The sequence below is a fragment of the Salinimicrobium soli genome (assembly GCF_048323655.1).
GTDB classification, from domain to species: Bacteria; Bacteroidota; Bacteroidia; order Flavobacteriales; family Flavobacteriaceae; genus Salinimicrobium; species Salinimicrobium soli.
In genome coordinates, this window is record NZ_JBLUWW010000001.1 from 1183223 (window position 1) to 1207233 (window position 24011).

General features: G+C 43.2%; 17 protein-coding genes and 1 tRNA gene. 13 read left to right on the forward strand and 5 right to left on the reverse strand.

Going from position 1 to position 24011, the window contains the following annotated elements; genetic code table 11:
* The first annotated feature begins 4 nt into the window (after nucleotides 1-4).
* The 11 genes from mraY to ACNORC_RS05485 all read left to right on the forward strand — a co-directional run bounded on the left by mraY (nucleotide 5) and on the right by ACNORC_RS05485 (nucleotide 15050).
* Nucleotides 5-1252 carry a phospho-N-acetylmuramoyl-pentapeptide-transferase gene (gene mraY, locus ACNORC_RS05435; RefSeq protein WP_418334583.1) on the forward strand — a complete coding sequence of 416 codons (1248 nt, stop codon included), beginning with the start codon at nucleotides 5-7 and terminating at the stop codon, nucleotides 1250-1252.
* 1 nt (nucleotide 1253) lies between these two features.
* Nucleotides 1254-2621, forward strand: a complete 1368-nt coding sequence (gene murD / locus ACNORC_RS05440; protein WP_418334584.1) for a UDP-N-acetylmuramoyl-L-alanine--D-glutamate ligase — start codon at nucleotides 1254-1256, stop codon at nucleotides 2619-2621.
* A 25-nt stretch (nucleotides 2622-2646) separates the two neighbouring features.
* Nucleotides 2647-3855, forward strand: coding sequence for an FtsW/RodA/SpoVE family cell cycle protein (locus ACNORC_RS05445; RefSeq protein ID WP_418334585.1), 1209 nt, complete (start codon nucleotides 2647-2649; stop codon nucleotides 3853-3855).
* A complete protein-coding gene (gene murG, locus ACNORC_RS05450; RefSeq protein WP_418334586.1) occupies nucleotides 3852-4952 on the forward strand; it encodes an undecaprenyldiphospho-muramoylpentapeptide beta-N-acetylglucosaminyltransferase in 1101 nt (366 codons plus the stop codon). The genes ACNORC_RS05445 and murG overlap by 4 nt, the downstream gene beginning before the upstream one ends.
* Nucleotides 4953-6308 (forward strand): UDP-N-acetylmuramate--L-alanine ligase, encoded by a 1356-nt coding sequence (gene murC, locus ACNORC_RS05455; protein WP_418334587.1) that lies wholly within the window; start codon nucleotides 4953-4955, stop codon nucleotides 6306-6308.
* Nucleotides 6298-7014, forward strand: coding sequence for a cell division protein FtsQ/DivIB (locus ACNORC_RS05460; protein WP_418334588.1), 717 nt, complete (start codon nucleotides 6298-6300; stop codon nucleotides 7012-7014). Before murC ends, ACNORC_RS05460 begins: the two co-directional genes overlap by 11 nt.
* Nucleotides 7015-7017: 3 nt before the next feature.
* Nucleotides 7018-8361, forward strand: a complete 1344-nt coding sequence (ftsA, locus tag ACNORC_RS05465) for a cell division protein FtsA (RefSeq protein ID WP_418334589.1) — start codon at nucleotides 7018-7020, stop codon at nucleotides 8359-8361.
* A gap of 73 nt (nucleotides 8362-8434) precedes the next feature.
* A complete protein-coding gene (gene ftsZ / locus ACNORC_RS05470; protein WP_418334590.1) occupies nucleotides 8435-10417 on the forward strand; it encodes a cell division protein FtsZ in 1983 nt (660 codons plus the stop codon).
* A gap of 340 nt (nucleotides 10418-10757) precedes the next feature.
* Nucleotides 10758-14396, forward strand: coding sequence for a sensor histidine kinase (locus ACNORC_RS05475; RefSeq protein WP_418334591.1), 3639 nt, complete (start codon nucleotides 10758-10760; stop codon nucleotides 14394-14396).
* A 66-nt stretch (nucleotides 14397-14462) separates the two neighbouring features.
* On the forward strand, nucleotides 14463-14915 hold the full coding sequence (locus tag ACNORC_RS05480; protein ID WP_418334592.1) for a GatB/YqeY domain-containing protein: 453 nt from the start codon (nucleotides 14463-14465) through the stop codon (nucleotides 14913-14915).
* 61 nt (nucleotides 14916-14976) lie between these two features.
* A tRNA-Arg gene (locus tag ACNORC_RS05485) sits at nucleotides 14977-15050 on the forward strand.
* A gap of 593 nt (nucleotides 15051-15643) precedes the next feature.
* Here the strand turns inward: ACNORC_RS05485 and ACNORC_RS05490 are convergent.
* Both ACNORC_RS05490 and ACNORC_RS05495 read right to left on the reverse strand, forming a co-directional pair.
* Nucleotides 15644-16537: an alpha/beta fold hydrolase gene (locus ACNORC_RS05490; RefSeq protein WP_418334593.1), complete on the reverse strand. Its 894-nt coding sequence runs from the start codon at nucleotides 16535-16537 to the stop codon at nucleotides 15644-15646.
* A 22-nt stretch (nucleotides 16538-16559) separates the two neighbouring features.
* A complete protein-coding gene (locus ACNORC_RS05495; RefSeq protein ID WP_418334594.1) occupies nucleotides 16560-18113 on the reverse strand; it encodes a protein adenylyltransferase SelO in 1554 nt (517 codons plus the stop codon).
* A 308-nt stretch (nucleotides 18114-18421) separates the two neighbouring features.
* On the opposite strand from ACNORC_RS05495, the gene ACNORC_RS05500 reads away from it, so the two are divergent.
* Complete coding sequence (locus ACNORC_RS05500) at nucleotides 18422-18784, forward strand: hypothetical protein (protein WP_418334595.1); 363 nt, start codon at nucleotides 18422-18424, stop codon at nucleotides 18782-18784.
* Between the two features lie 103 nt (nucleotides 18785-18887).
* On the forward strand, nucleotides 18888-21014 hold the full coding sequence (locus ACNORC_RS05505; RefSeq protein ID WP_418334596.1) for a Tex family protein: 2127 nt from the start codon (nucleotides 18888-18890) through the stop codon (nucleotides 21012-21014).
* A gap of 28 nt (nucleotides 21015-21042) precedes the next feature.
* Here ACNORC_RS05505 and ACNORC_RS05510 read toward each other — a convergent pair whose 3' ends face one another.
* From ACNORC_RS05510 to ACNORC_RS05520, 3 genes are all read right to left on the reverse strand, one after another.
* The gene (locus tag ACNORC_RS05510; RefSeq protein WP_418334597.1) at nucleotides 21043-22038 is read right to left on the reverse strand and encodes a YpdA family putative bacillithiol disulfide reductase; all 996 of its coding nucleotides are present in this window, start codon (nucleotides 22036-22038) and stop codon (nucleotides 21043-21045) included.
* Nucleotides 22025-22687, reverse strand: coding sequence for a ribulose-phosphate 3-epimerase (gene rpe / locus ACNORC_RS05515; protein WP_418334598.1), 663 nt, complete (start codon nucleotides 22685-22687; stop codon nucleotides 22025-22027). The genes ACNORC_RS05510 and rpe overlap by 14 nt, the downstream gene beginning before the upstream one ends.
* Before the next feature lie 367 nt (nucleotides 22688-23054).
* The gene (locus tag ACNORC_RS05520) at nucleotides 23055-23918 is read right to left on the reverse strand and encodes a sigma-70 family RNA polymerase sigma factor (RefSeq protein WP_011708302.1); all 864 of its coding nucleotides are present in this window, start codon (nucleotides 23916-23918) and stop codon (nucleotides 23055-23057) included.
* Nucleotides 23919-24011 lie beyond the last annotated feature (93 nt).

The following is a 24011-nucleotide window of genomic DNA, read 5'->3' on the forward strand; positions in this document are numbered from 1 at the left end:
GAGTATGCTATATCACTTATTCGAATATTTAGAAAGTGCCTATACATTTCCGGGGGAAAGATTGTACCAGTATATCTCCTTCCGTTCGGCAATGGCGATCATTTTCTCATTGGGAATTTCTACCATTTACGGAAAACGCATCATTAATTACTTGCTGAAAAAGCAGGTAGGCGAAAGTGTTCGTGATCTTGGGCTTGAAGGCCAGAGCGAAAAAGCGGGAACTCCAACTATGGGAGGGATAATTATCATCATCGCAACTTTGATCCCGGTTTTACTGTTTGCAAAACTCGATAATATTTACGTAATCCTGTTGATCGTAACTACCTTGTGGATGGGGGCGATCGGGTTTCTGGATGATTATATCAAGACCTTCCGGAAAGATAAGGAGGGGCTAAAAGGCATTTTTAAGGTGATAGGCCAGGTGGGTCTGGGAGTAATTGTGGGAGCTACCATTTATTTTCACCCGGACATCACTATCAAAGAGAATCCGCAGGTTCCTGCTACCGCTTCTCCAACAGAAATGATCTCTTCGGCCGACAATCCTGAGCTGGAAGATGTTTCAAAAGAAGAAAAATCAACGAAGACCACAATTCCTTTTGTAAAGAATAACGAATTCGATTACGCCAGTCTTATTTCCTGGATCAACCCGGAATGGTCACAGTACGCGTGGCTTATTTTCATTCCTATCGTGATCTTCATCGTGACAGCGGTATCTAACGGAGCTAATCTAACTGATGGCATTGACGGACTCGCGGCGGGAACTTCGGCAATAATTGTCCTCACCCTGGGAATTTTTGCGTGGGTATCGGGTAACATCGTTTTCTCAGATTACCTAAACGTCATGTACATCCCAAGGACCGGGGAAATGACGATTTATATTTCGGCTTTTGCAGGAGCTTTGGTAGGATTCCTTTGGTACAACACATTCCCGGCACAAGTCTTTATGGGTGATACCGGAAGTCTGACTATTGGAGGGATCATAGCCGTGCTGGCTTTGGCAACAAGAAAAGAACTGCTTATCCCCATTTTATGCGGGGTATTTTTAATAGAAAATCTTTCAGTAGTAATGCAGGTGGGCTGGTTCAAATATACCCGCAAAAAGTATGGTGAGGGAAGAAGGGTTTTTCTCATGTCGCCTTTGCACCATCATTTTCAAAAAGCCGGCTTTCATGAAAGTAAGATTGTAGTGAGGTTCTGGATCATTGGGATCTTTCTCGCTATTGTAACCATAGTAACCTTAAAGATCAGATAGAGTGGTCAAAAAAGAAACACATAGGAAAAGCGATCAGCGGTTTCTCGTTCTCTTAGGAGGAGGTGAAAGCGGTGTGGGTACTGCCATCCTTGGAAAGAAGGAAGGCTTCCGTGTGTTTGTTTCTGATAAGGGAAAAATAGCTGATAAATACAAACAGCTATTAGAGGAATATAAAATCGACTGGGAAGAAGAGCGGCATTCCGAAGAAAAGATAATGGAAGCCGATCTGGTTATGAAGAGCCCCGGCATTCCGGAAGATGCACCACTGGTGAATCGCCTACGCGGAAAAGGGATCGAGGTGATCTCAGAGATCGAGTTCGCTTCCCGCTTTACCAATGCCACGATAGTGGGAATTACCGGAAGTAACGGCAAGACCACGACCACGAAATTCACTTACCACATTTTGAAAAATGGTGGTCTGGCTGTGGGAATGGCCGGTAATGTAGGGCAGAGTTTTGCCCGGCAGGTAGCCGAAACTTCAGTTGACCACTATGTGCTGGAACTTAGCAGTTTTCAGCTGGATGGGATAGAAGATTTTCGGCCACATATTGCGGTTCTTCTGAATATAACTCCAGATCACCTGGACCGCTACCATTACAATTTTGAGGAGTACATCGCCTCAAAGTTCAGGATCACAAAAAACCAAACTGAAGAAGATTATTTCATTTACGATGCAGATGACGCCGTTATTGATAAATGGCTCACAAACCACCCTATTAGATCTCGAAAAATGCCTTTTTCCCTTGAGAAGGAACTGAAAAACGGCGCTTATATAAAAAACGACCAATTTGTTATTACCATTGATAATTCGCAAATAACCATGCCTACATCAAATCTAACCCTTGAAGGAAAACACAATGCCAAGAATGCCATGGCAGCCGCAACTGTTGCACAACTATTAAAGATCAGAAAAGCTACCATTCGCGAGAGTATGGGAAGTTTCCAGGGTGTGGAACACCGGCTTGAAAAAGTTCTGAAAATTAATAACGTACAGTATATAAATGATTCTAAAGCCACCAATGTAAACGCTACATATTATGCTTTGGAGAGCATGGAGTCTGAGACAGTGTGGATCGTTGGCGGTGTGGATAAAGGAAACGACTATGCGGAATTGTTGCCGTTGGTGAATGAAAAAGTAAAAGCTATTATTTGCCTTGGTGTGAATAATGAGCCTATTCTTAATGCCTTCGGAAATTGTGTAGACCTGATTGTTGAAACCCGTTCAATGGAAGAGGCAGTGAAGCAGGCGTATCAGTTTGCTGAAAAAGGGGATACTGTATTGCTTTCTCCGGCCTGTGCCAGTTTTGACCTTTTTGAGAACTATGAAGACAGGGGTAGAAAATTCAAGGACGCCGTCCGCAACTTATAAGTAACAGAAGAAGAACAAAAAAGGAATGATAAGTATTTTTTCCAGGATAAAAGGAGATAAAATGATCTGGGCGTCGGCGGCACTTCTGGCTATCTTTTCATTTTTGCCTGTCTACAGTTCCAGTAGTAACCTGGCTTATCTGTATGGCGATGGCAGTACTTTCCCATACCTGGTGAACCATTTTATTTACCTGTTCCTGGGATTTGTCATCATGTTCTTTATCCATAAGGTACCATATCACTATTTTGTTGGATTGTCGATCCTCATGCTGCCGCTGCTCATCCTGCTGCTGATCTTTACTGTTTCACAGGGAATGGTCATTGACGGGGCGAACGCCAGCCGGTGGATCTCGATACCGTTTATCAATAAGACTTTCCAGACGTCCACTTTAGCTTCGGTAGTGTTGCTCGCTTATGTAGCACGATACCTGGCAAAAATGAAAGATCAAACCTTCACTTTTAAGCAGTCTATCATTCCACTTTGGTTACCGGTGGCTGCTGTGTTAGGTCTAATTCTTCCGGCGAACTTCTCAACCACGGCTATCCTTTTCTTTATGGTGTTGGTGCTGACCTTTATTGGAGGTTATCCCTGGAAATACCTGATGATCATTATTGGAACCGGAATAGTATGTCTGGCTTTGTTCATGTTAACGGCCAAAGCTTTTCCCGGATTGTTTCCAAACCGGGTCGATACCTGGATTAGCCGGATAGAAACTTTTACCAATGATGAAGTAACTGAAGCCGATTACCAGATCGAAAAAGCAAAGATTGCGATAGCGAGTGGTGGTGTAACCGGAAAAGGAATTGGAAAAAGCGTGCAGCGAAACTTTCTTCCGCAGTCTTCTTCCGACTTTATTTATGCGATTATCGTAGAAGAAATGGGGCTTATTGGAGCATTTGGAGTAATGCTCGCCTACCTGATGCTATTTTTTAGAATAATTATTGTGGCTACTAAAGCCAATACTGTTTTTGGAAAACTGCTCACCATTGGAGTCGGCTTGCCTATTATTTTCCAGGCCCTGGTGAATATGGCTGTGGCAGTAGAACTATTTCCGGTCACCGGTCAAACCTTGCCGCTCATTAGTAGCGGGGGTTCTTCGATCTGGATGACCTGTCTTTCCCTTGGGATGGTTCTTAGTGTAAGTGCTAAACGGCAGGAGGAGATCCAAAAAGAGGAAAGTGAAACATTAGTGGATGAAGAGAATCCGCTGGAAATTTTAAGCGAGGCGATATGAAAAATTTACGGGTCATCATTTCCGGAGGCGGAACCGGCGGACATATTTTCCCGGCAATCTCTATTGCCAACGAAATAAAACTGCGCTATCCCACTGCCGAGATCCTTTTTGTAGGAGCTCAGGACCGGATGGAGATGGAAAAAGTACCGGAAGCAGGTTATAAGATCGAAGGGCTGTGGATAAGCGGAATTCAACGCAGATTAACTGCCAAAAATCTGCTTTTTCCCGTAAAATTGGTAAAGAGCCTTTGGAAGGCGCGTGATATAATTAAAAATTTTAAACCCGATGTAGTTATTGGGACCGGTGGTTTTGCCAGCGGACCATTACTGCAGATGGCAAACAGGGAAAATATTCCCACTCTAATTCAGGAGCAAAATTCCTATCCGGGAATTACCAACAAGCTTCTTGCAAAAGGAGCCGATAAAATTTGCACTGCTTATCCGGACATGGAGCGCTTCTTTCCTGCCGAAAAGCTAGTGCTCACCGGAAATCCGGTGCGGCAGGATCTTCTGGATGTGGAGAAAAAGCGGGAAGAGGCACAAAAATTCTTCGGAATTGACCCAGAGAAAAAAACGGTGCTCGTATTAGGCGGAAGCCTTGGCGCAAGAAAGATCAATGAACTGATAGAAGAGAACCTGCGGGATTTCGAAAAACACAACCTTCAGTTGATCTGGCAGACCGGAAGCCTTTATATAGAAGAATACGAGAAATACGGACAAAAAGAAGGCGTGCAAACTTTCGCTTTTTTGAAGCGCATGGATCTGGCATATGCGGCGGCAGATATCATTATCTCCAGGGCAGGAGCCGGAACAGTTTCAGAACTGTGCATCGTGGGCAAACCGGTTTTGTTCATTCCGTCGCCCAATGTGGCTGAAGATCATCAAACAAAAAATGCCATGGCGGTGGCTGAAAAAGATGCCGCAGTGGTGCTTTCGGAAAGTCATTTAGACCAGGCGTTCAAATCTATCTTTTTCCCACTGGTGGAAACAGAAGAAAAAATGCAAAGCCTGGCCAAAAATATCAAGAAACTGGAGAAACCATTCGCAACGGGCAATATTGTGAATGAAGTGGAGAAACTATTAAGTACAATGCATTAAATGGGTCACTACGACAACATACAAAATGTCTATTTCATAGGCGTAGGCGGCATCGGGATGAGCGCCCTGGCTCGTTATTTTAACGCGCAGGGAAAGAACGTGGCTGGTTATGACCGTACCCATTCTGAGCTCACCCGGGAATTGGAGGCTGAAGGAATTCAGGTGATCACTTCTAATGAAGTAGAAGCCCTTCCGGAGGCATTTTTGGAAGATTCAGGATCCCTGATCGTTTATACTCCTGCTATACCAAAAGATCATCCGCAATACCTGCATTTTACGGCAGACAGTTACCGAATGGAGAAACGTGCCGTGGTACTTGGGAACCTCACAAAAGGGTATTTTACCCTGGCAGTCGCCGGTACCCATGGTAAGACAACTACCAGTACAATGCTTGCCCATTTGCTAAAGTCCTGCGGTTATGAGATAACAGCTTTTTTAGGAGGTATAAGTGAAAATTACCACACAAATCTTCTGTTGGAAGGGAATACTGCGATGGTGGTAGAGGCTGATGAATTTGACCGGTCCTTTCTACAGCTGGTGCCTAACCTGGCTGCCATTACCTCTATGGATGCTGATCATCTCGATATTTATGGAGAAGACTCCCAGATAAAAGATTCGTTCAAGGCTTTCGCAGCCTTAGTGCCCGAAGATGGAAAATTATTCCATGCTTACGGACTGCCGTTGAACGGTATCTCTATTGGTGTTGAGAATAATGCTGACATAAGTGCACAAAATGTGCAGGTCAAAAATGGCAGTTATCACTTTGATCTAAAAACACAAAATGGAATTTACCCGGGCTTTAGTCTAAGTCTCCCCGGGAAACATAATTTACAGAATGCAGTTACAGCTTTGGCAATGGCAATGGAATTCGGTGCCCTCCCCGAGTTGCTTGCCAATGCTTTAGCTTCTTTTAAAGGCGTACAGCGCAGATTCTCCTACCGAATTAAGGAAGAGAACCTGGTGCTCATTGATGATTATGCGCACCATCCTGCAGAAATAGCGGCCGTACATCAGGCGGTGCGCGAAATGCATCCCGGTAAAAAAGTACTGGCAGTTTTTCAGCCGCATCTTTTTAGCCGGACGAGGGATTTTGCAGATGGTTTTGCAGAGAGCCTTTCGCTGTTTGACGAGCTGTTGTTGCTGGATATTTATCCGGCCCGTGAAGAACCGATTCCGGGAATTTCTTCGGAATGGCTGCTCAAAAAAGTAACAAATGAGATAAAAGAACTGGTGTCAAAAAACCGGCTTTCCGAAGTAATAAAACAAAAGCATCCTGAGGTTGTGATTGTTATGGGAGCCGGCGATATTGGTGAGGAAGTAGGTAAAATCACAAGAACGTTGAGAGGTGAAAATTAACTGGAATTACATAAAAACATTCTTGCTCATTGGCGCAGTGTTCGTTTTATTTGCATTCGCTGAAAAACGCAATAGCACCCGTGTTCTTTCGGAAGTAAACCTGCATTTTACCAACGACGAAAATCTCTATCTCACTGAGGAAGCGGTTAATAAATTGTTAATACAAAATGAAGTCCGCGTCAAGAGTGTAGGAAAAGAAACTTTAGATTTGAATAGGGTGGAGTCCCTGTTGGAGGCTCATGAAATGGTGGAAAATGCAGAAGTCTTCATGACCGTTGATGGAAAATTGGGGGCTGAAATAACCCAGCGCAAACCGCTTGCGAGGGTATTTGGGGAAAACACTTATTATATTGACAGACAAGGCCTTAAAATGCCACTTTCGGAATACTATTCTGCAAGAGTGCCATTGGTAGCCGGGATATCTGAAAAACAACTGAAGGAAGTGCAGCCTTTGTTGAGTTATATCAACGAAGATGATTTCCTGAAGAAACATGTGACAGGTTTACAACGCCTGGAAGGTGGGAGGTATGAACTGCAGCTTAGAAAACTCGACTTTGTAGTGTTTTTGGGTGCTGTGAATGACCTTGAAACAAAATTTAAAAATTTTAAGGCTTTTTATCTGAAAGCAATGAAGGATAAAAAACTGAATGCTTATACAAAGGTGGATCTACAATTTGGGAACCAGGTTGTATGCACTAAAAAGTAAATTATGGAACAAAACGACATCGCAGTAGGTTTAGATATAGGGACTACCAAGATTGTTGCCATGATAGGCCGTAAGAATGATTACGGTAAAATGGAAATTATTGGAATTGGAAAAGCCAAAAGTCTCGGTGTTCACCGGGGAGTAGTTAACAATATTACCCAGACCATCCAGTCTATTCAGCAGGCTATTCAGGAGGCCGAAGCAGACTCTGGTATGAAGATAAATGATGTGGTGGTTGGTATTGCCGGGCAGCACATTCGCAGTCTGCAGCACAGCGACTATATCACCAGGCCTAATCCTGATGAGGTCATTGATGCCTCAGATATTGAAACTCTGTGCAGCCAGGTGCATAAGCTGGTAATGCTTCCGGGGGAAGAGATAATCCACGTATTGCCACAGGAATTTAAGGTTGACGGCCAGGCAGAGATCAAAGAACCTATAGGAATGTATGGCGGAAGGCTGGAAGCGAATTTCCATGTTGTGGTTGGCCAGGTGTCATCTATCAGGAACGTGGGACGTTGTGTAAAAAGTGCCGGACTTAACGTGGCAGCAGTGACCCTGGAGCCATTAGCTTCAGCAAATGCGGTATTGAGCCAGGAAGAAAAAGAAGCCGGTGTGGCACTGGTGGATATTGGTGGAGGAACAACAGATCTTGCAATTTTTAAAGACGGAATTATTCGTCACACCGCCGTTATTCCTTTTGGAGGTGGTGTGATCACTGAAGATATTAAAGAAGGTTGCTCCATCATCGAGAAACAGGCCGAGTTACTGAAAGTGAAATTCGGTTCGGCATGGCCGGGAGAAAACAAGGACAATGAGATTGTCTCTATTCCGGGATTACGTGGACGGGAGCCAAAGGAGATAACCTTAAAGAACCTTTCCAAGATCATTCACGCCAGGGTGGTTGAGATCATTGAGCAGGTTTACCTGGAGATCAAGAACTACGGCCATGAAGAGCAGAAGAAAAAACTCATTGCCGGGATCGTTCTCACAGGCGGTGGTGCACAGTTAAAGCACATCAAGCAACTAGTTGAATATATCACTGGGATGGATACCAGAATTGGCTATCCTAACGAACATCTTGCCGGGGACAGTGATGCTGAGACTACAAGTCCGGTTTACGCGACTGCTGTGGGATTGGTGTTGAACAGCCTTGAGATCATCAAAAAGCATCCGGAGAAAGCAGCCGAAGAAGCAGTAGAGGAACAGTTGCCTCTTGAAAATGCTCCTTCTCATGAAGAAGGCGAAGAAGAAGTAGAAGAACAAGGCACGGTAAGTCAACCGCGCAGAACAATATTTGAAAAGTGGTTCGAAAAATTCAAGGATTTTTTGGACAACGCCGAATAGCTTAAGCTACGGCCGAAATTATTACTATGGAAAAGAGAAAAAACAGAAGTAGAAAACCAGTAAAACAGAATTTATGAGCAGCACAGAATTCGGAAACATTTCATTCGATCTCCCAAAGAATCAATCGAACGTAATCAAGGTTATTGGTGTAGGTGGAGGAGGAAGCAACGCGATCAATCACATGTTCCAGCAAGGGATCAAAGGGGTTGATTTTGTGATTTGCAACACCGACGCTCAGGCTCTTGAAAACAGCCCCGTACCTAACAAGATCCAGTTAGGAGTAAGAGAAACCGAAGGTCTGGGTGCCGGAGCAGATCCCGAAATTGGTCGCAAAGCAGCTGAAGAGAGTTTTGACGACATCAAAGGCCTGCTCAATACCAATACCAAAATGGTCTTTATCACCGCCGGAATGGGTGGTGGTACAGGAACCGGTGCAGCTCCAATTATTGCCAAACAGGCTAAGGACATGGGAATCCTTACCGTTGGTATTGTAACCATTCCTTTTCAGTTTGAAGGAAAAACGAGAAATGAACAGGCTCAGCTGGGAGTCGAAAACCTGCGGAAGCATGTAGATTCGTTGATCGTTATCAATAACAATAAACTGCGTGAAGTATATGGAAACCTTGGATTCAAAGCCGGATTCTCAAAAGCTGATGAGGTACTGGCCACTGCTTCCAGGGGTATTGCCGAAGTAATTACTCACCATTATACTCAAAACATTGACTTGCGCGATGCCAAAACGGTATTGAGCAACAGTGGTACCGCCATAATGGGCTCTGCTCAGGCTTCGGGAGGGAACCGTGCCCAGGAAGCAATTTCCAAGGCTCTGGATTCTCCGCTGCTTAATGACAATAAGATCAATGGTGCCAAAAATGTATTGCTGCTCATCATTTCAGGTTCCGAAGAGATCACCATTGATGAAATTGGAGAGATCAGTGACCATATTCAGGCTGAAGCCGGTCACAGCGCCAACATCATCATGGGTGTGGGTGAAGACGAAAGTCTTGATGAAGCTATTTCGGTTACCATTATCGCCACGGGTTTTGACGTGGAACAACAAAATGACATTGTTAATACTGAAGCTAAAAAGATCATTCATACCCTGGAAGACGAGCAAAAGGCTGAGCATGAGCTGTCGCCTAAAAAGACTTCTTCCTCCTATGATACACCACTTCCAAAAAAGGAAGAAAAGATTGTACATACACTTTCTTTAGACGATGAGGAGGACGACCATCCAGCTGCGCCGGAAAGTAAATTTACTTCGGAAGAGATCCGGGATATGCATGTGGACTATGAAGAGGTGAAACCTACTGAAGAGCCTGAATTCATTATTACAGATGCTGTGAAGGACATTGAGGTTACTGCTCCTGAAGTAGTGGAGCCAGAACCTCAGGAACAATTCATGTTCACTTTTGACTTTCCGAAGAATGCTGAGCCAGAGGTAAAGAAGACAGAACAGGTTCAATCAAAAACAGAAAACAGGGAAGAAAGAAATACATCATCCGAGAAAAAGATCGTTTACGAACTAAGGGAAGAAGAGGTAGAAATGGAATTGCAACCGGAGAAAAAGCCGGTGCAGAAAAGCCAGAACGGAGAGATCAGATATTCTCTGGACGATTATATGCAGGTAGAGCAAATGCTAAAAAGTTCTCAACCTGTCAAGCCAAAACAGGAGCCAAAGCAGGAAGCTGAGCCGGAACTTAAGAGACCGGTGAGCAGAGAGCAGGAGCCTGTAAAATCTACTCCAAAACCTGAAGAGAAAAAGTCTGCCCCTGAAGAAGACATAGATCCTTTCAACAGCCCCATTAATGAAAGCCTGGTAAAAAGGGCTGCCGAGAGAAGGGCAAAAATGAAAGAATTCAACTATAAGTTCAGAAATAGCATTCCGCGAATTGATGAGATCGAAAAACAGCCGGCCTACAAGCGTCAGGGAATTGACCTTGATAGTTCAAAACCGGGTGAGGAGCGATTATCCCGAACCACTTTAGGTACCGGTGATGATGATGAAATAAGATTTAGGACAAACAATTCGTTCTTACATGATAATGTAGATTAAAGAATAGTCCCCCCATTATTTTAAGCCCGAAACCAGCCCCCGGTTTCGGGTTTTTTTATGCCTTACCTCCAATCGAGTTCCATCGACAGGTCTGTATGAATTAAAGATATTAATTGAATTTATAAGCTATTACATACAAAATGAGTAAATTAGGTTAACTAGTAAGATTTTCCACTGGTAAAATTTTATGTGGAAAAAGAACCGGAACCCCCCGCCGGTAGTAAAAATATGATCCAGACCTGGATTCTTGCCCCGTCATCCTCAAGACAGAATCAGGTGCTATTGAGGAAAAGGCGATTATTATTCATTAGAGTTACCCGAAAAGGTAATCTTAACAGACATGAAAAAAGGGGCGGGAATAACTCTTCTTCAATCAATTTTATTATTTCTCCTCCTGGCATGTACTTCAGGAGAAGAGGAACAGTACCATGAATTTGAACTCGTTCAGCCTATAGCCGCGCCCCAGGTCGTGCAACCTGGAGATTTCGAGGTGAATGACCTGGCTTCTTTTCCACCACCAAGATCTGTACTTCTCAAAAATAGACCTGCACCAAAGAGATCTGAGGCAGATCATCACTTCAGCATGAAAAATTTCAACACCGGTGACGGGCTTGCCATGAGCAGTCTGCTCTGTGGTTTCAAGGATAAGGATGGTAACCTTTGGTTCGGGACAAACGGGAATGGAGTGAGTATGTATAATGGAAAGAACTTTATAACCTTTTCTTCCAGTTACGGCCTCATTCACAATTATATTCATACTGTTCAGCAGGACAAGGCGGGAAATTTATGGTTTGGCACCTATGGCGGAGCCAGTAAATATGATGGCACCCATTTTATCAACTATACCACCGCTGACGGACTCATCGATAATGATGTCCATCAAATCCTGGAGGATTCCAAAGGGAGCATTTGGTTCGCTACTATAAAAGGAATAAGCAGGTATGATCCTGGCGCAGATCAATTTATTAGTTATGGCAAGTCTACAGGATTGACAAATGTATTTATTGATGACATTCTTGAAGATAAAGCAGGCAACCTTTGGTTCTCCGGAAATGGAGGCGTTTATCTCTATGACCCCGCTGCAGATGCTGCCGGCAGTAAAGCCTTTACAGATCTCTCAAATAATTTGAAACTGAAGGGTGTAGTGGTAAATGATCTAATGGAAGATTCAAAAGGGAATTTTTGGATAGCGACTGAAAAATTTGTCTGTATATATGACCGGGATTCAGAAGAAGTAAGCGTCTTTAATACCGCAAACGGGTTGGTAGACGATTTTGTTTATAGTAGCACCGAAGACCGCAATGGCAATATCTGGATCGGCACAAAAGGCGGTGTGTCAAAATATTCCCCGGTAACCGATACATTCATGAACCTCACCACAGAGAATGGTCTGACGGACAATACCGTCAGAAATATAACTGAAGATAAGGCCGGTAGCCTGTGGTTTGGCACCTATGGAGGTGGGCTGAATAAATTTGACGGAGAAAGTGTGGTTGAATACCGGGAAAAAGAAGGAGCATCCTGGAAGGCCGTATACGCTATTGCTGAAGATAAGAAAGGAGACCTATGGTTTTCGCCTGCAGACGGAGGAATTGTACAAATGAAAAGAGGGAAAAATCCTGGTCAAAAAAGCCATTTTATAAACTACACTACCGCGCAGGGATTACCGGATAATACCTTTTTGAATATGGTGGAGGACCATGCGGGAAATATGTGGTATGGAAGTGAAAAGGGACTTTGCAGGTTTGATGGGAAGCGTTTCAGCATATTCACGAAAGATCAGGGTCTGCCAGATGATGATATTGGAGCTCTAACTCTTGATAGTAATGGGAATTTATGGATAGGTACTTTTGAAGGGGGCGTTTCCCTATTTAACGGCAGGTCATTTACCAATTTTAGCACAACACAGGGGCTGGCTCACAAAACGGTATGGGATATATTGGAAGACAGGGATGGAGTGATATGGGTTGCTACCCGTGGTGGATTGACGCGGTACGATGGCAACCGGATTATGAACTTCTATGAGGAGCAAGGTCTTTCAGATAACAAATTATCAAAGGTCTTCCAGGATTCAAGAGGTAACTTACTTATAGGAACCTGGGGAGGCGGCCTCTCTGTGATACGAAAAGAAAAGCTTGAAAAATTGAATTCTGAACAGGTTTTTCAGGATGATTATTCTCTTTTTGAAAAATTCACCACTACCAACGGTCTTTCTAATGACGTCATTTATTCGATCCTTGAAGACGAAAAGGGTAATATTATACTGGGAACCAATCTTGGCTTCACATTAATAAAAGGAGGAATAAGAGACGGAGCTGAAATAGGCGGCTCGGGAATTGAGAATTATAACGAGAAAACCGGATATCCTATTAAAGATGTGAGCAACAATTTTAGTATGATCAAAGACCGCGAAGGCAAATTCTGGGTAGGAACGGGAGATAAGTTCCTTGGGTTCGATTACGCCCATGTCATCAGGGATTCTGTTCCCACCCCTCTTTTTCTTCAGAAACTTAAGATCAGGAATAAAGAGATCAGCTGGCATAGCCTTGACTGGACCCGTAATAAGGAAGTAATTTCTCCGGGAATAGGCGAACCTGCATTCAAGGCGAACGAACTTTTGATCTTCGGAAAACAACTGAATAAAAAGGAAAGGGATACTATGGTCAGTAACTTTAAGAAGGTGAAATTTTCTGGAGTGCGTCCTTTTTATCCTATTCCCGAAGACCTGGTGCTGCCCTTTTCTCAAAATGATATTGATATAGAATTTGTAGGAGTAGAGACATCCAGGCCGTTTCTGGTTGAATATCAATATAAATTGGAAGATTACGATGATAACTGGTCTCCGGTCACTTTCACAAGTTTGGCAAGCTATGGAAATCTTCCGGAAGGAAATTATACCTTCCGCGTAAAAGCCAGGAATCCCAATGGTTTTTGGAGCGAGCCCGTCGATTATCCCTTGGAAGTGAGACCGCCCTGGTATCGTTCCTGGTATGCTTATGTGATGTATGTTTTTCTGTTTCTTGTAATGCTCTATTTTGTTGACCGCTATCAGCGGAACAGGGTTCTTTTTGAAGCCCGCCAAAAGGCAATCAAAAGGGAGCTTTTACACGCTCATGAGATCGAAGAGGCTTATAAAGAATTAAAGGCTACACAGGCACAATTGATCCATGCCGAAAAAATGGCTTCTCTGGGGGAATTGACGGCCGGGGTGGCGCATGAAATTCAGAATCCGCTTAATTTCGTGACAAATTTTTCCGAAGTAAGTAAGGATCTGTTGGAGGAGGCAAAGGGAGAAATCGAAAAAGGAAACCTGGAAGAGGCAAATGCCTTGATCAGGGACATTCAGCAAAACCTGGCGATGATCACCAGTCATGGTAAAAGGGCAGATGCAATTGTGAAAGGAATGTTGCAGCACAGCAGGGCCAGTACAGGTCAGAAGGAGCCGGTAGATCTGAACAAACTGGTAGAAGAATTCCTGAGATTGGCTTATCATGGCTTTAGGAATAAGTACAAAAATTTTCAGGTTGAGATCGAGACCCATTATGATGGAGAACTTAGGAAAGTGAGAGCCGTGCCTCAGGATATTGGACGGGTTCTTATAAACCTGCTTACCAATGCTCTTCATGCCTTACATGTAAAACAAGTGAACGGCCAGGAACAAAATGGAGGATTCCGGCCTCAACTTTCAATTTATACCGAAGCACTGGTGAATCAGGCCGAAATTAGGATTGTAGACAACGGTACCGGTATTCCGCAGCACATACAACACAAGATCTTTCAGCCATTTTTCAGTACCAAGCCTTCAGGAGAAGGAACGGGATTAGGACTTTCTTTGTCATTTGACATCATAAAGACCCATGGTGGAGAACTCAGTTTTGAAACTGAAGAAGGAAAGGGATCAGTATTCAGGATCCTGCTTCCTATGGTTGAAAAAGATGACAGGAAAGATGAAGTTTCCAAAAGCTCTGAAAAAGCCTGATTTTTTGCTGGAGCTTTGCACTGCTCCCTTTTCCTGATTATCTTCGCATTTAACAAATTTCGAGATATGAGTCTACAGGAAAAAGTAATGACCGAAATGAAGGCCGCCATGCGCGCCAAAGATACCATTAAACTGGAAGCCCTTAGGGCAGTCAAAAGTGCCATTTTACTGGCTCAAACTGAAAGTGCCGGTAAAGATGGCCTTTCTGAAGATGATGAGCTAAAACTACTTCAAAAGCTGGTGAAGCAGCGAAGAGAGAGTGCAGCAATTTATACTGAACAGGGCAGGGCAGATCTGGCACAACCGGAGATCGACCAGGCTTTGGTGATACAGAGCTTTCTTCCTGAGCAGATGAGTGAAGAGGAGATCGAGAAAAAAGTAGAAGAGATCATTCAGCGCACCGGAGCCAGCGGAATGCAGGATATGGGAAAAGTAATGGGGGTAGCTTCCAAAGAACTGGCGGGAAAAGCTGACGGGAAGACTATTTCAAATATTGTAAAGCAAAAGCTATCAAAATAATCTTAGCTGCAAATTTCCTTGGGTTTGAAAGATCTTTTTAGTTAAATTTGCAGCCAATCAAGGCTCCGTGGCGCAACTGAATAGCGCATCAGATTTCGGCTCTGAGGGTTGCAGGTTTGAATCCTGCCGGGGTCACTTAAAGCAGAAAATCCGCACGAAAGTGTGGATTTTTTTTGTTTTCTGAAGAAGCCGAACTTGTTCGAGGCTTCGAAAGAAAATGAAAAAATAACCCCGACTGAAAGGAGGGGGTGATTTTCTATTTTCAGGAGGGAACACCAGGGCAAGGCGCAGCCAATCCTGCCGGGGTCACTTAAAATAAAAAATCCGCACGAAAGTGCGGATTTTTTATTTTAAAAGCTGACCGTCCTTAAAATTTCTATTGTTCGAAGTCCATATCCAAACTTCAGAATTGGAAAATTGATCCTGATTCTTAAATTATGAATATTGAATTCTTAAGAGCTTGTAATATAGCTCAATGATACCAGGAAAATAAAAAACGCCACCACCAGGAGCCGGTCCTGCCATTTTGTGAATTTTTGTCTTCTTATTCTTTTCCTTGCGGGATGTTGTTTGTAGGTACTCATCTCAAAAGATTTAGATTGCTACTTAGTTAGCTTCTAATTTCTTTTCCAACAATTTTTCTTCAATTAAGGCATTTTAACCGATTTTGGCAAAGTTTTAACGTTAAAATCCTGACACAGGTGACCTTGATCAGGTAAAGAGAAGCCTTACAAACTCTTCAAAAAATCGGAAATTGCATCGAAATATTCCACTTTTGCGTCAAGCCATCCGTAGTGTCGGGTTTGAGGAAGAATGATCAACTTTGAATTGGGAAGGACGTCATGTGCAGTTTGTGGAATTTCCAGTCCCACAATATCTTCAGCTCCGTTTATTATGAGTACCGGTTTTGTAAAATCCTTCATGTCCCCTTTTGTATCGAACTTTTTTTGTTGAAGGTCATCCCAGATCATTGAACTAATACGAGTGTTGACTTGTGTGAGCCGTTCAGCTATTTCCGGAATATGTTTCCTGTCGAACACATAGGCGGGAGCTAGGAATTCTCCCCTCTTTAAGAGAGTGGCGTGGGTATTATCTCCGGTAGCGATCTTAATTCTGTAGTATTGTAAGGAATCCCTTTCTATAGGTGTGAGTGCTGTGGAGATGTCCAAATCAGAAAGTATCGAGAGGTCCATACCGCCTGAAGATGACTGGATCATCGCTTTAACCCTTTCCGGATATTTGGCAGCATATGCATAAGCAAGCATGCCACCGAAGGAGTGGCCAAGGATCGTCCATTTTTCCAGGTTCAAATGTTTCCGAAGGCTTTCCAGATCTTGGACGAGCAGATCCATGGTCATAGAAGCGGCATCAATTTTTGCCATTTTTGACAGCCCGGTGCCTCGTTGATCATAGAGAATTGTTTGGCGGTCTTTGGCCAAATCTTTTGCGAGGTTTTCAAAGCCATTGCTACTCATTCCGGGCCCACCATTGATGATAAGCAGAGGTTCTCCCATCCCAAAAAGGCGAAAATGCACTGTGTGTCCATCGGCTTCGATAAAATGGCTTTCCTGTGCCCAAAACACCTGCGGAAGAAAAAGAACAATAAAATTAAGAAGTCTCAAAAAGGTCATTTTTTAATGGTATTTAGGAACTACAGGATAACATGGAGCAACCGGCTTTTTTCTCTGCCCATTCAGGTCTTTTCTTAACAAGGTCATCAAAACCTTCATTGGCATACGGGCTTTTCATCGCTTCCTGCAGCCTGTTGAAAAATTGCTGATTTCCATTCTCGAGCTCATCTATCGCCTGGTGAAGCAGGTAATTCCGTAGAATAATGCGCGGATTGTTACGGTTCATGATGGCTGCGGAAGTATTTCGGTCGATAGAATTCTTCCGAAGTCTATTTTTATACTTATGAATAAGACTTAGAAAATCAGCTTTTTCCGAAGGATCCGGCTCCCGGTAAAAAACAGGATCAAAAAGCTCGAAAACGACATTTTCATCTGTTTCAGAAGAAATTTCAGCAAGTTTTCGGTAAAACAAGGTCATATCAGGTTGAATTTCAGAAAGTACCTTTTCGAATTCTGAAATAAGTTCTTTATCCTCTTTGTTTACCCTGTCCAATCCTAATTTTTTTCCCATCATTCCGTAGTAAGCATTCCAGAAAGTGGCCTCATAACTGTTCAAAGCCTCTTCCAGGGGCTCCAGGTCCTCAAACAGCAGAGAAAGAGCATTGGCTAGTTTACCGAGGTTCCAATAAGCTACTGAAGGTTGATTCCCGAAAGCATATCTCCGGCCCGGCAGGTCTGTAGTGTTCGGAGTAAATTGATGATCGTAATTATCCATGAAGGAGAAGGGGCCATAATCAATAGTAAGGCCCAGAATAGACATATTATCTGTATTCATGACGCCGTGCACGAATCCTACCCTTTGCCACTCGACCATCAAAAAAGCAGTTTTTTGGACTATTTCTTTAAACCATTCCAGGATCTTATTTTCTCCTGAAAGATGAGGGTGGTGCCGATCAATCGTCCAGTGGGCTAATTTTTCCAGATTTGGAAGATCGCGTTGGGCGGCCAGTAACTCGAAATTTCCGAAGCGAAGGAAACTTGGAGCAACCCGGCTCACTATTGCACCGGGTTCATATTCGGGATGGCCGTCATAGAACATATCCCGCAAAACCTTTTCTCCGGTTGCAACCAAAGAAAGAGCGCGGGTGGTGGGAACTCCCAGGTGGAACATGGCTTCACTGATCAAAAATTCCCTTACAGAAGATCGCAAAACAGCCCGCCCGTCTGCACGCCGGGAGTAGGCGGTGGGACCGGCACCCTTCAGTTGGAGCTCAAAAATGCCTTTTTTGGAAGTTAACTCCCCGAGATTGATCGCCCGACCATCTCCCAGCTGTCCGGCCCAGGTCCCAAATTGGTGACCGGCATAAGAGGACGCATAAGGATACATACTTTCGGTAAGTTTATTACCCGCCAGGATTTTCACATCCTCTTCGTCCGGAGCATCCAGGTCCAGATCTTTAGCGAGTTCTTCTGACCACCCTATGAGACGCGGTTGTGGAACCGGAGTGGGTTCGGCTTTGCTGTAAAGCATTCCGGGAGTTTGTCGGGGAGTTCGATCTCCGCTATCGTCGCCCGGGAATCGGTCAGTAAAGTCAGTTGAAAATATTTTTTTATGTAGTGCAGTCATTATACAGGATCTTCTACTAAGGCGTCAAGGATGGTACCAAATTACGGTTAAAACTGAAAATACTAACGGAAATGAAAAAAGGTCTCATTCCTTGTAATGATTTTCTTTCTGAAAAGGGTCATGATGGGATTTCCCTGTGCATTTTATCTTCTGAACCTGCATTTTACAGATTTTACTGTCAGAATCTTCTTTAGAAAATTAACACCTGCTTAGTGTATGGTGACTTTAAAAGTTAAACCTGAATTAAAGTTCTTCTATGGTTGCATCAACCGTATTATTTTTAGAAAAAATCTGAAAAAGAAAATGTTATGATCACCTATCAAAGCCGGAACCAAATCCAAACCGACCTACGCAGAATGCTGCCTCATCAGATAGAGGAGTGCAGAGAGTGTGATGAATTGCCAGCCACACTTGAACAGTTAATTAAACACAATTTTCAGGCGAAATTTGTGTGCTATAACAAGAAGAGCGACACCATTGAAGTGGGTGTTGAAAAACAGGAAGCAGTAGATTCTTATCCTGAGATCACTGTACATAAATTCTCACTGGACGAAGCAGTAGCAAAATTGTCCAATACGTTCAGGAATAAAGAGCAGGATCTTCGGTTCTATGGAAGATTGCTAGCCAGACAAAGTTCTGAAGGACCAATTGAAGACGTTGTGCTGGTCTAGTTCAGAATAAAGAAATTGCCCCGAAAAAAGCCTTTTGATCCTGTCAAAAGGCTTTTTCTTTTGCTTGTTCTTTTATCTTTGGGACTCAAAATCTTCAGCTTTTATGACTATTTCAGATTTCATTATTTCCCGCACCGGATTACAAGAAAAGAGTGTAGAAAATACACTCTCATTGTTAGAGCAGGATGCGACTATTCCTTTTATAGCCAGGTACAGAAAAGAAATGACCGGGAAATTGCTGGAGGTTCAAATAGAAAGTATTGTAAAAGCAAAGGCAGAATTTGAAGAGCTGGAGAAGCGCAAAAAGACGATCCTTAAAGCGATTTCTGAACAGGAAGAGCTCACGGAAGAACTGGAACAAAAAATAACTTCTGCCAAAGATCTGGTTCAGCTGGAGGACCTTTACCTGCCTTACAAGAAGAAAAGAAAGACCAGGGCCGATGCCGCCCGGGAGAAAGGATTGGAGCCCCTGGCTAAAATATTAATGGCCCAAAATTCCACTGACTTTGTAGGAAGCGCAAAAAAGTATGTGGGAAAAGAAGTGGCTTCTGTTGAAGAGGCGATAGAGGGAGCCAAAGACATTGCGGCAGAATGGATCAACGAACATTCAGGGGTGAGAAATAAGTTGAGAACCCTGTATAAATTGAGGGCGGTGGTTTCTTCCGAAGTCATAAAAAAGAAATCCGAAGAGGAGGAAGCTCAGAAGTACAGGATCTATTTTGATTGGGAGGAGCCGTTAAAAAATATCTCTTCTCACCGGTTATTAGCTATGTTAAGAGCTAGCAACGAAGGGTTCATTCGTTTAAAGGTGTTTGTAGATGAAGAAAAAGCGGAGGAATTGACCTCCAAATATATTATAAAACCCGGCAACAATGCCTGTACAGCCTATGTGGAGGAAGCTCTTCGGGACAGTTTGAAGCGCCTGCTTTTTCCGGCTTTGTCAAATGAAGCATTAAGCCGAGCCAAAGAAAAAGCCGATGAAGAAGCAATTAAAGTTTTTGCCAGTAATTTGCGTCAGCTGCTTTTGGCGCCACCGCTTGGTTCGAAACGTATTTTAGCCCTGGATCCCGGCTTTAGATCTGGTTGTAAACTTGTTTGCCTGGACGAAAATGGAGAGCTGCAGCACAACGAGACTATTTATCCGCACCCGCCACAAAAAGAGATTGCCCTGGCTTCAAAAAAGTTGAAATCGCTGGTAAATGCACATAACATTGAAGCTATTGCCATAGGAAACGGAACGGCTTCAAGGGAGACTGAGTTTTTTATTAAAAAGATCCCGTTCGATCGGGAGGTACAGGTGTTTGCAGTAAATGAGGCTGGTGCTTCGGTATATTCAGCTTCTAAAATTGCCCGGGCAGAATTTCCGAATTACGATATTACCGTGAGAGGTGCTGTTTCTATTGGCCGCCGGCTGGCCGATCCCTTAGCTGAACTGGTAAAGATCGATCCAAAATCCATTGGGGTGGGGCAATACCAGCATGATGTGGACCAGGTAAAGCTGAAAAACGAACTTGACAGGGTAGTAGAGAGTTGTGTTAACATGATCGGGGTGAACGTCAATACAGCCAGTGCTGCCTTGCTGGCCTATGTCTCCGGAATTGGTCCTGCTTTAGCTGATAATATCGTCGCCTATCGGGCTGATAATGGAAATTTCACTTCGAGGCAAGAGTTGTTGAAGGTGCCCAGATTGGGTGCCAAAGCATTTGAACAGGCTGCAGGCTTTCTGAAGGTTCCGGAATCTGAAAATCCTTTGGATAATTCTGCCGTGCATCCTGAAAGCTACGGAATAGTAGAAGAGATGGCCGAAGATCTTAATGTTGCAGTAAAAGATCTTATTGGCAATGAAGAACTGCTGAAAAAGATCGACCTCAAAAATTACATTTCTGAAGAAGTAGGACTTCCTACACTGACTGATATAATTTCTGAATTGAAAAAGCCGGGAGTTGATCCCAGAAAACCGGCCAAGGTTTTCGAATTTGATCCCAATGTGAAGAAGATAACGGACCTCAAACCCGGAATGAAATTACCGGGAATAGTCAATAACATTACGAACTTTGGATGTTTTGTGGATATCGGGATCAAAGAAAGCGGACTTGTACATATCTCCAAACTGGCAAACGAGTTTGTGAGTGATGTGAATTCTGTGGTTAAGCTACATCAACATGTGAAGGTAACTGTGCTGGAAGTGGATGAGCAACGCAAACGGATCCAGTTGTCGATGATCGATTAGGCTGAAATCCTAAAGAAGAAAAGGAAAACTATTCAGAAATAGCTTTTTCAGTAATATCTTCCATGATCATTTTTGCATGAATCCTGGAATTCTCAATGAACCACTTGTGGGTTTCCATTCCGCCACAGATCACTCCGGCCAGGTAAATTCCGGGAACATTGGTCTCCATGGTGTCATGGTTGTATTGTGGAATCTTTTTCCCGTCTTCAGAAAGTTTGATGCCCATGTTCTTCAAAAATTCGAAATTGGGTCTATACCCTGTAAGTAGCAGAACAAAATCATTTTCTATTGCCTGTTCTCCTTCTTTAGAACTGATCACCACCTCATTTTCCCTGATCTCTTTCATTTCTGCGTTAAAAACAGCCCGAATGCTTCCTTCATCGATCCTGTTATCGATGTCTGGCTTCACCCAGTATTTCACCCGTTCTCCAATTGCAGGACCACGGACTACCATTGTCACATCGCCGCCTTTGCGGTAGATCTCAAGGGCGGCATCAACAGCCGAATTGCTCGCACCAACCACGACAGTTTTTTGGGTGGCATAAAAGTGTGGATCTGCGTAGTAATGTGCCACTTTAGGCAGATCTTCTCCCGGGATGTTCAGGTAATTGGGAATGTCATAGAAGCCGGTAGCAACAATAATATTTTTGGCTGAATAGGTTCTTTTAGAAGTTGTAACCCTGTGCAGATCGTTTTGTGGAGAGTCTACTTTCTCTACCTTTTCAAAAAGGTGAATATTGAGGTGGTTTGAGGTAGCTATACGACGATAATATTCCAGGGCTTCCTGTTTTCCCGGTTTCGGTTTATTGCTAATGAAGGGAATATTGTCAATCTCCAGCTTTTCCGATGTAGAGAAGAAGGTCATGTTGGTGGGATAATTATAAAGGGAATTCACCAAACAACCTTTTTCAATGATGACATATGAAAGGCCTTTCTTCTTAGATTCCAGGCCGCAGGCCAGGCCAATAGGCCCTCCTCCCACTATTAAAACATCGTATTTTTCTTCAGGATTATTGATTTGCAAGGGATTTTAGTTCTTTAATAGTCCTTTTTGGGTCCTCAGATTTGAAAACAAAACTTCCCGCTACCAGGGCGTCTGCTCCTGCTTCTACTAGGGCTGCAGCATTTTTATTGGTCACACCTCCGTCAACTTCGATCATAGTGGAAGCACCATTTTCTTTGATGATCTCCTTAAGACGCTTTACCTTCTTATAGGTGTTTTCAATAAAACTCTGACCACCAAATCCGGGATTAACGCTCATTACCAGCACCAGGTCAATATCCTTAATAACATCAGTTAAAAGCTCCACGCTGGTATGTGGGTTGATCGCTACTCCGGCTTTCATGCCTTCAGCTTTGATAGCCTGCAACGTTCGGTGCAGGTGAGTACAGGCTTCGTAATGTACGGTGAGAATATTAGAACCCAGATCTGCAAAGGTTTTGATGTAACGATCAGGATCTACGATCATTAGATGTACATCCAGGGTTTTATTCGCATGTTTAGCAATGGCTTGTAGCACCGGCATTCCGTAGGAAATATTAGGAACGAAAACACCATCCATAATATCGATATGGAACCAGTCTGCATCACTGTTATTGATCATTTCAATATCACGCTGCAGGTTTCCGAAGTCGGCAGCTAAAACTGAGGGGGCAATGAGTTTGTTTGTCATAGTTGTGTATGTGTGTTGCAAAAGTAGCAAGAATTATGCAAAAGCCTTTTTCGTGGAACAGCAATGGTAAAATTGGAAATTAAAAATTTGTATCTTTAAAAGGAACAGGCCATTATTTAACCAAAAACCGACTAAAATGGAAGTGGAGAACAAAGATGACAAAAGAAACTACGGGAAAATGGGCTGCTTTGTGGCGGTCATTATTTTAATAATAATCATAGTCCTCATCGTAACTGGAGTAGTTAACTTTCCCTGGGAATATTGATTGATAAAAAAGGTGAACCCGGAGTAATCAGCTCCGGGTTCTTCATCAATCAATCAAAAAACGAACAGTTTATTTAAAACTGTTGTCATCTTCAATAGGAGGTTATCCTAAATATGTCTTTAAGATCTTACTTCTCGAAGTGTGTTTCAATCTACGAATAGCTTTTTCTTTAATTTGTCTTACTCTTTCTCTTGTTAGATCAAAAGTCTCGCCAATTTCTTCCAAAGTCATTGGATGTTGGTCTCCCAATCCAAAATAAAGACGAATAACATCTGCTTCCCGCGGAGTTAATGTCTCCAGTGCACGCTCAATTTCTGTTCGAAGTGATTCATGAAGCAATTCTTTATCCGGATTTGGAGATTCTCCTGAACGCAATACGTCATAAAGGTTAGAATCTTCCCCTTCCACTAAAGGTGCATCCATGGATACGTGACGTCCGGAGTTCTTCATGGACTCCTTCACATCGTTAATGGTCATGTCGAGTTCTTTCGCGATCTCTTCAGCACTTGGCGGACGCTCATGTGACTGCTCTAGGAAAGCAAAAGTCTTATTGATCTTGTTTATGGAACCAATCTTGTTCAGTGGCAAACGTACAATACGGGATTGTTCGGCCAGTGCCTGAAGAATAGACTGGCGGATCCACCATACAGCGTAGGATATAAATTTGAAACCACGGGTTTCATCAAATCTCTTGGCTGCTTTGATCAACCCTAAATTTCCCTCGTTAATAAGGTCAGGAAGGGTTAGTCCCTGGTTTTGATATTGTTTTGCTACAGAAACCACAAAACGAAGGTTCGCTTTGGTTAGTTTCTCTAAAGCCCGGTCATCACCCGCTTTAATTCGTTGAGCTAATTCCACCTCCTCATCAGCAGTAATCAGGTCTACCTTACCAATTTCTTGCAAATACTTATCTAGCGAAGCAGTTTCACGGTTTGTTACCTGCTTCGTGATTTTAAGTTGTCTCATCTAACGTCTCCTTGGATTTAAATTATGAATAACTCTTGTGATTAGTTATACGTAAAGAGGTGTGGAAATGTTACAAGAAATAAAGATAAAAAA

Coding starts and splice junctions, on each gene's coding strand:
- murC (WP_418334587.1), top strand. CDS start 4,953: ATGGGTCACTACGACAACATACAAAATGTCTATTTCATAGGCGTAGGC.
- ftsA (WP_418334589.1), top strand. CDS start 7,018: ATGGAACAAAACGACATCGCAGTAGGTTTAGATATAGGGACTACCAAG.
- mraY (WP_418334583.1), top strand. CDS start 5: ATGCTATATCACTTATTCGAATATTTAGAAAGTGCCTATACATTTCCG.
- rpe (WP_418334598.1), bottom strand. CDS start 22,687: ATGACAAACAAACTCATTGCCCCCTCAGTTTTAGCTGCCGACTTCGGA.
- murG (WP_418334586.1), top strand. CDS start 3,852: ATGAAAAATTTACGGGTCATCATTTCCGGAGGCGGAACCGGCGGACAT.
- ACNORC_RS05445 (WP_418334585.1), top strand. CDS start 2,647: ATGATAAGTATTTTTTCCAGGATAAAAGGAGATAAAATGATCTGGGCG.
- ACNORC_RS05475 (WP_418334591.1), top strand. CDS start 10,758: ATGAAAAAAGGGGCGGGAATAACTCTTCTTCAATCAATTTTATTATTT.
- ACNORC_RS05505 (WP_418334596.1), top strand. CDS start 18,888: ATGACTATTTCAGATTTCATTATTTCCCGCACCGGATTACAAGAAAAG.
- ACNORC_RS05480 (WP_418334592.1), top strand. CDS start 14,463: ATGAGTCTACAGGAAAAAGTAATGACCGAAATGAAGGCCGCCATGCGC.
- ftsZ (WP_418334590.1), top strand. CDS start 8,435: ATGAGCAGCACAGAATTCGGAAACATTTCATTCGATCTCCCAAAGAAT.
- ACNORC_RS05520 (WP_011708302.1), bottom strand. CDS start 23,918: ATGAGACAACTTAAAATCACGAAGCAGGTAACAAACCGTGAAACTGCT.
- ACNORC_RS05495 (WP_418334594.1), bottom strand. CDS start 18,113: ATGACTGCACTACATAAAAAAATATTTTCAACTGACTTTACTGACCGA.
- ACNORC_RS05500 (WP_418334595.1), top strand. CDS start 18,422: ATGATCACCTATCAAAGCCGGAACCAAATCCAAACCGACCTACGCAGA.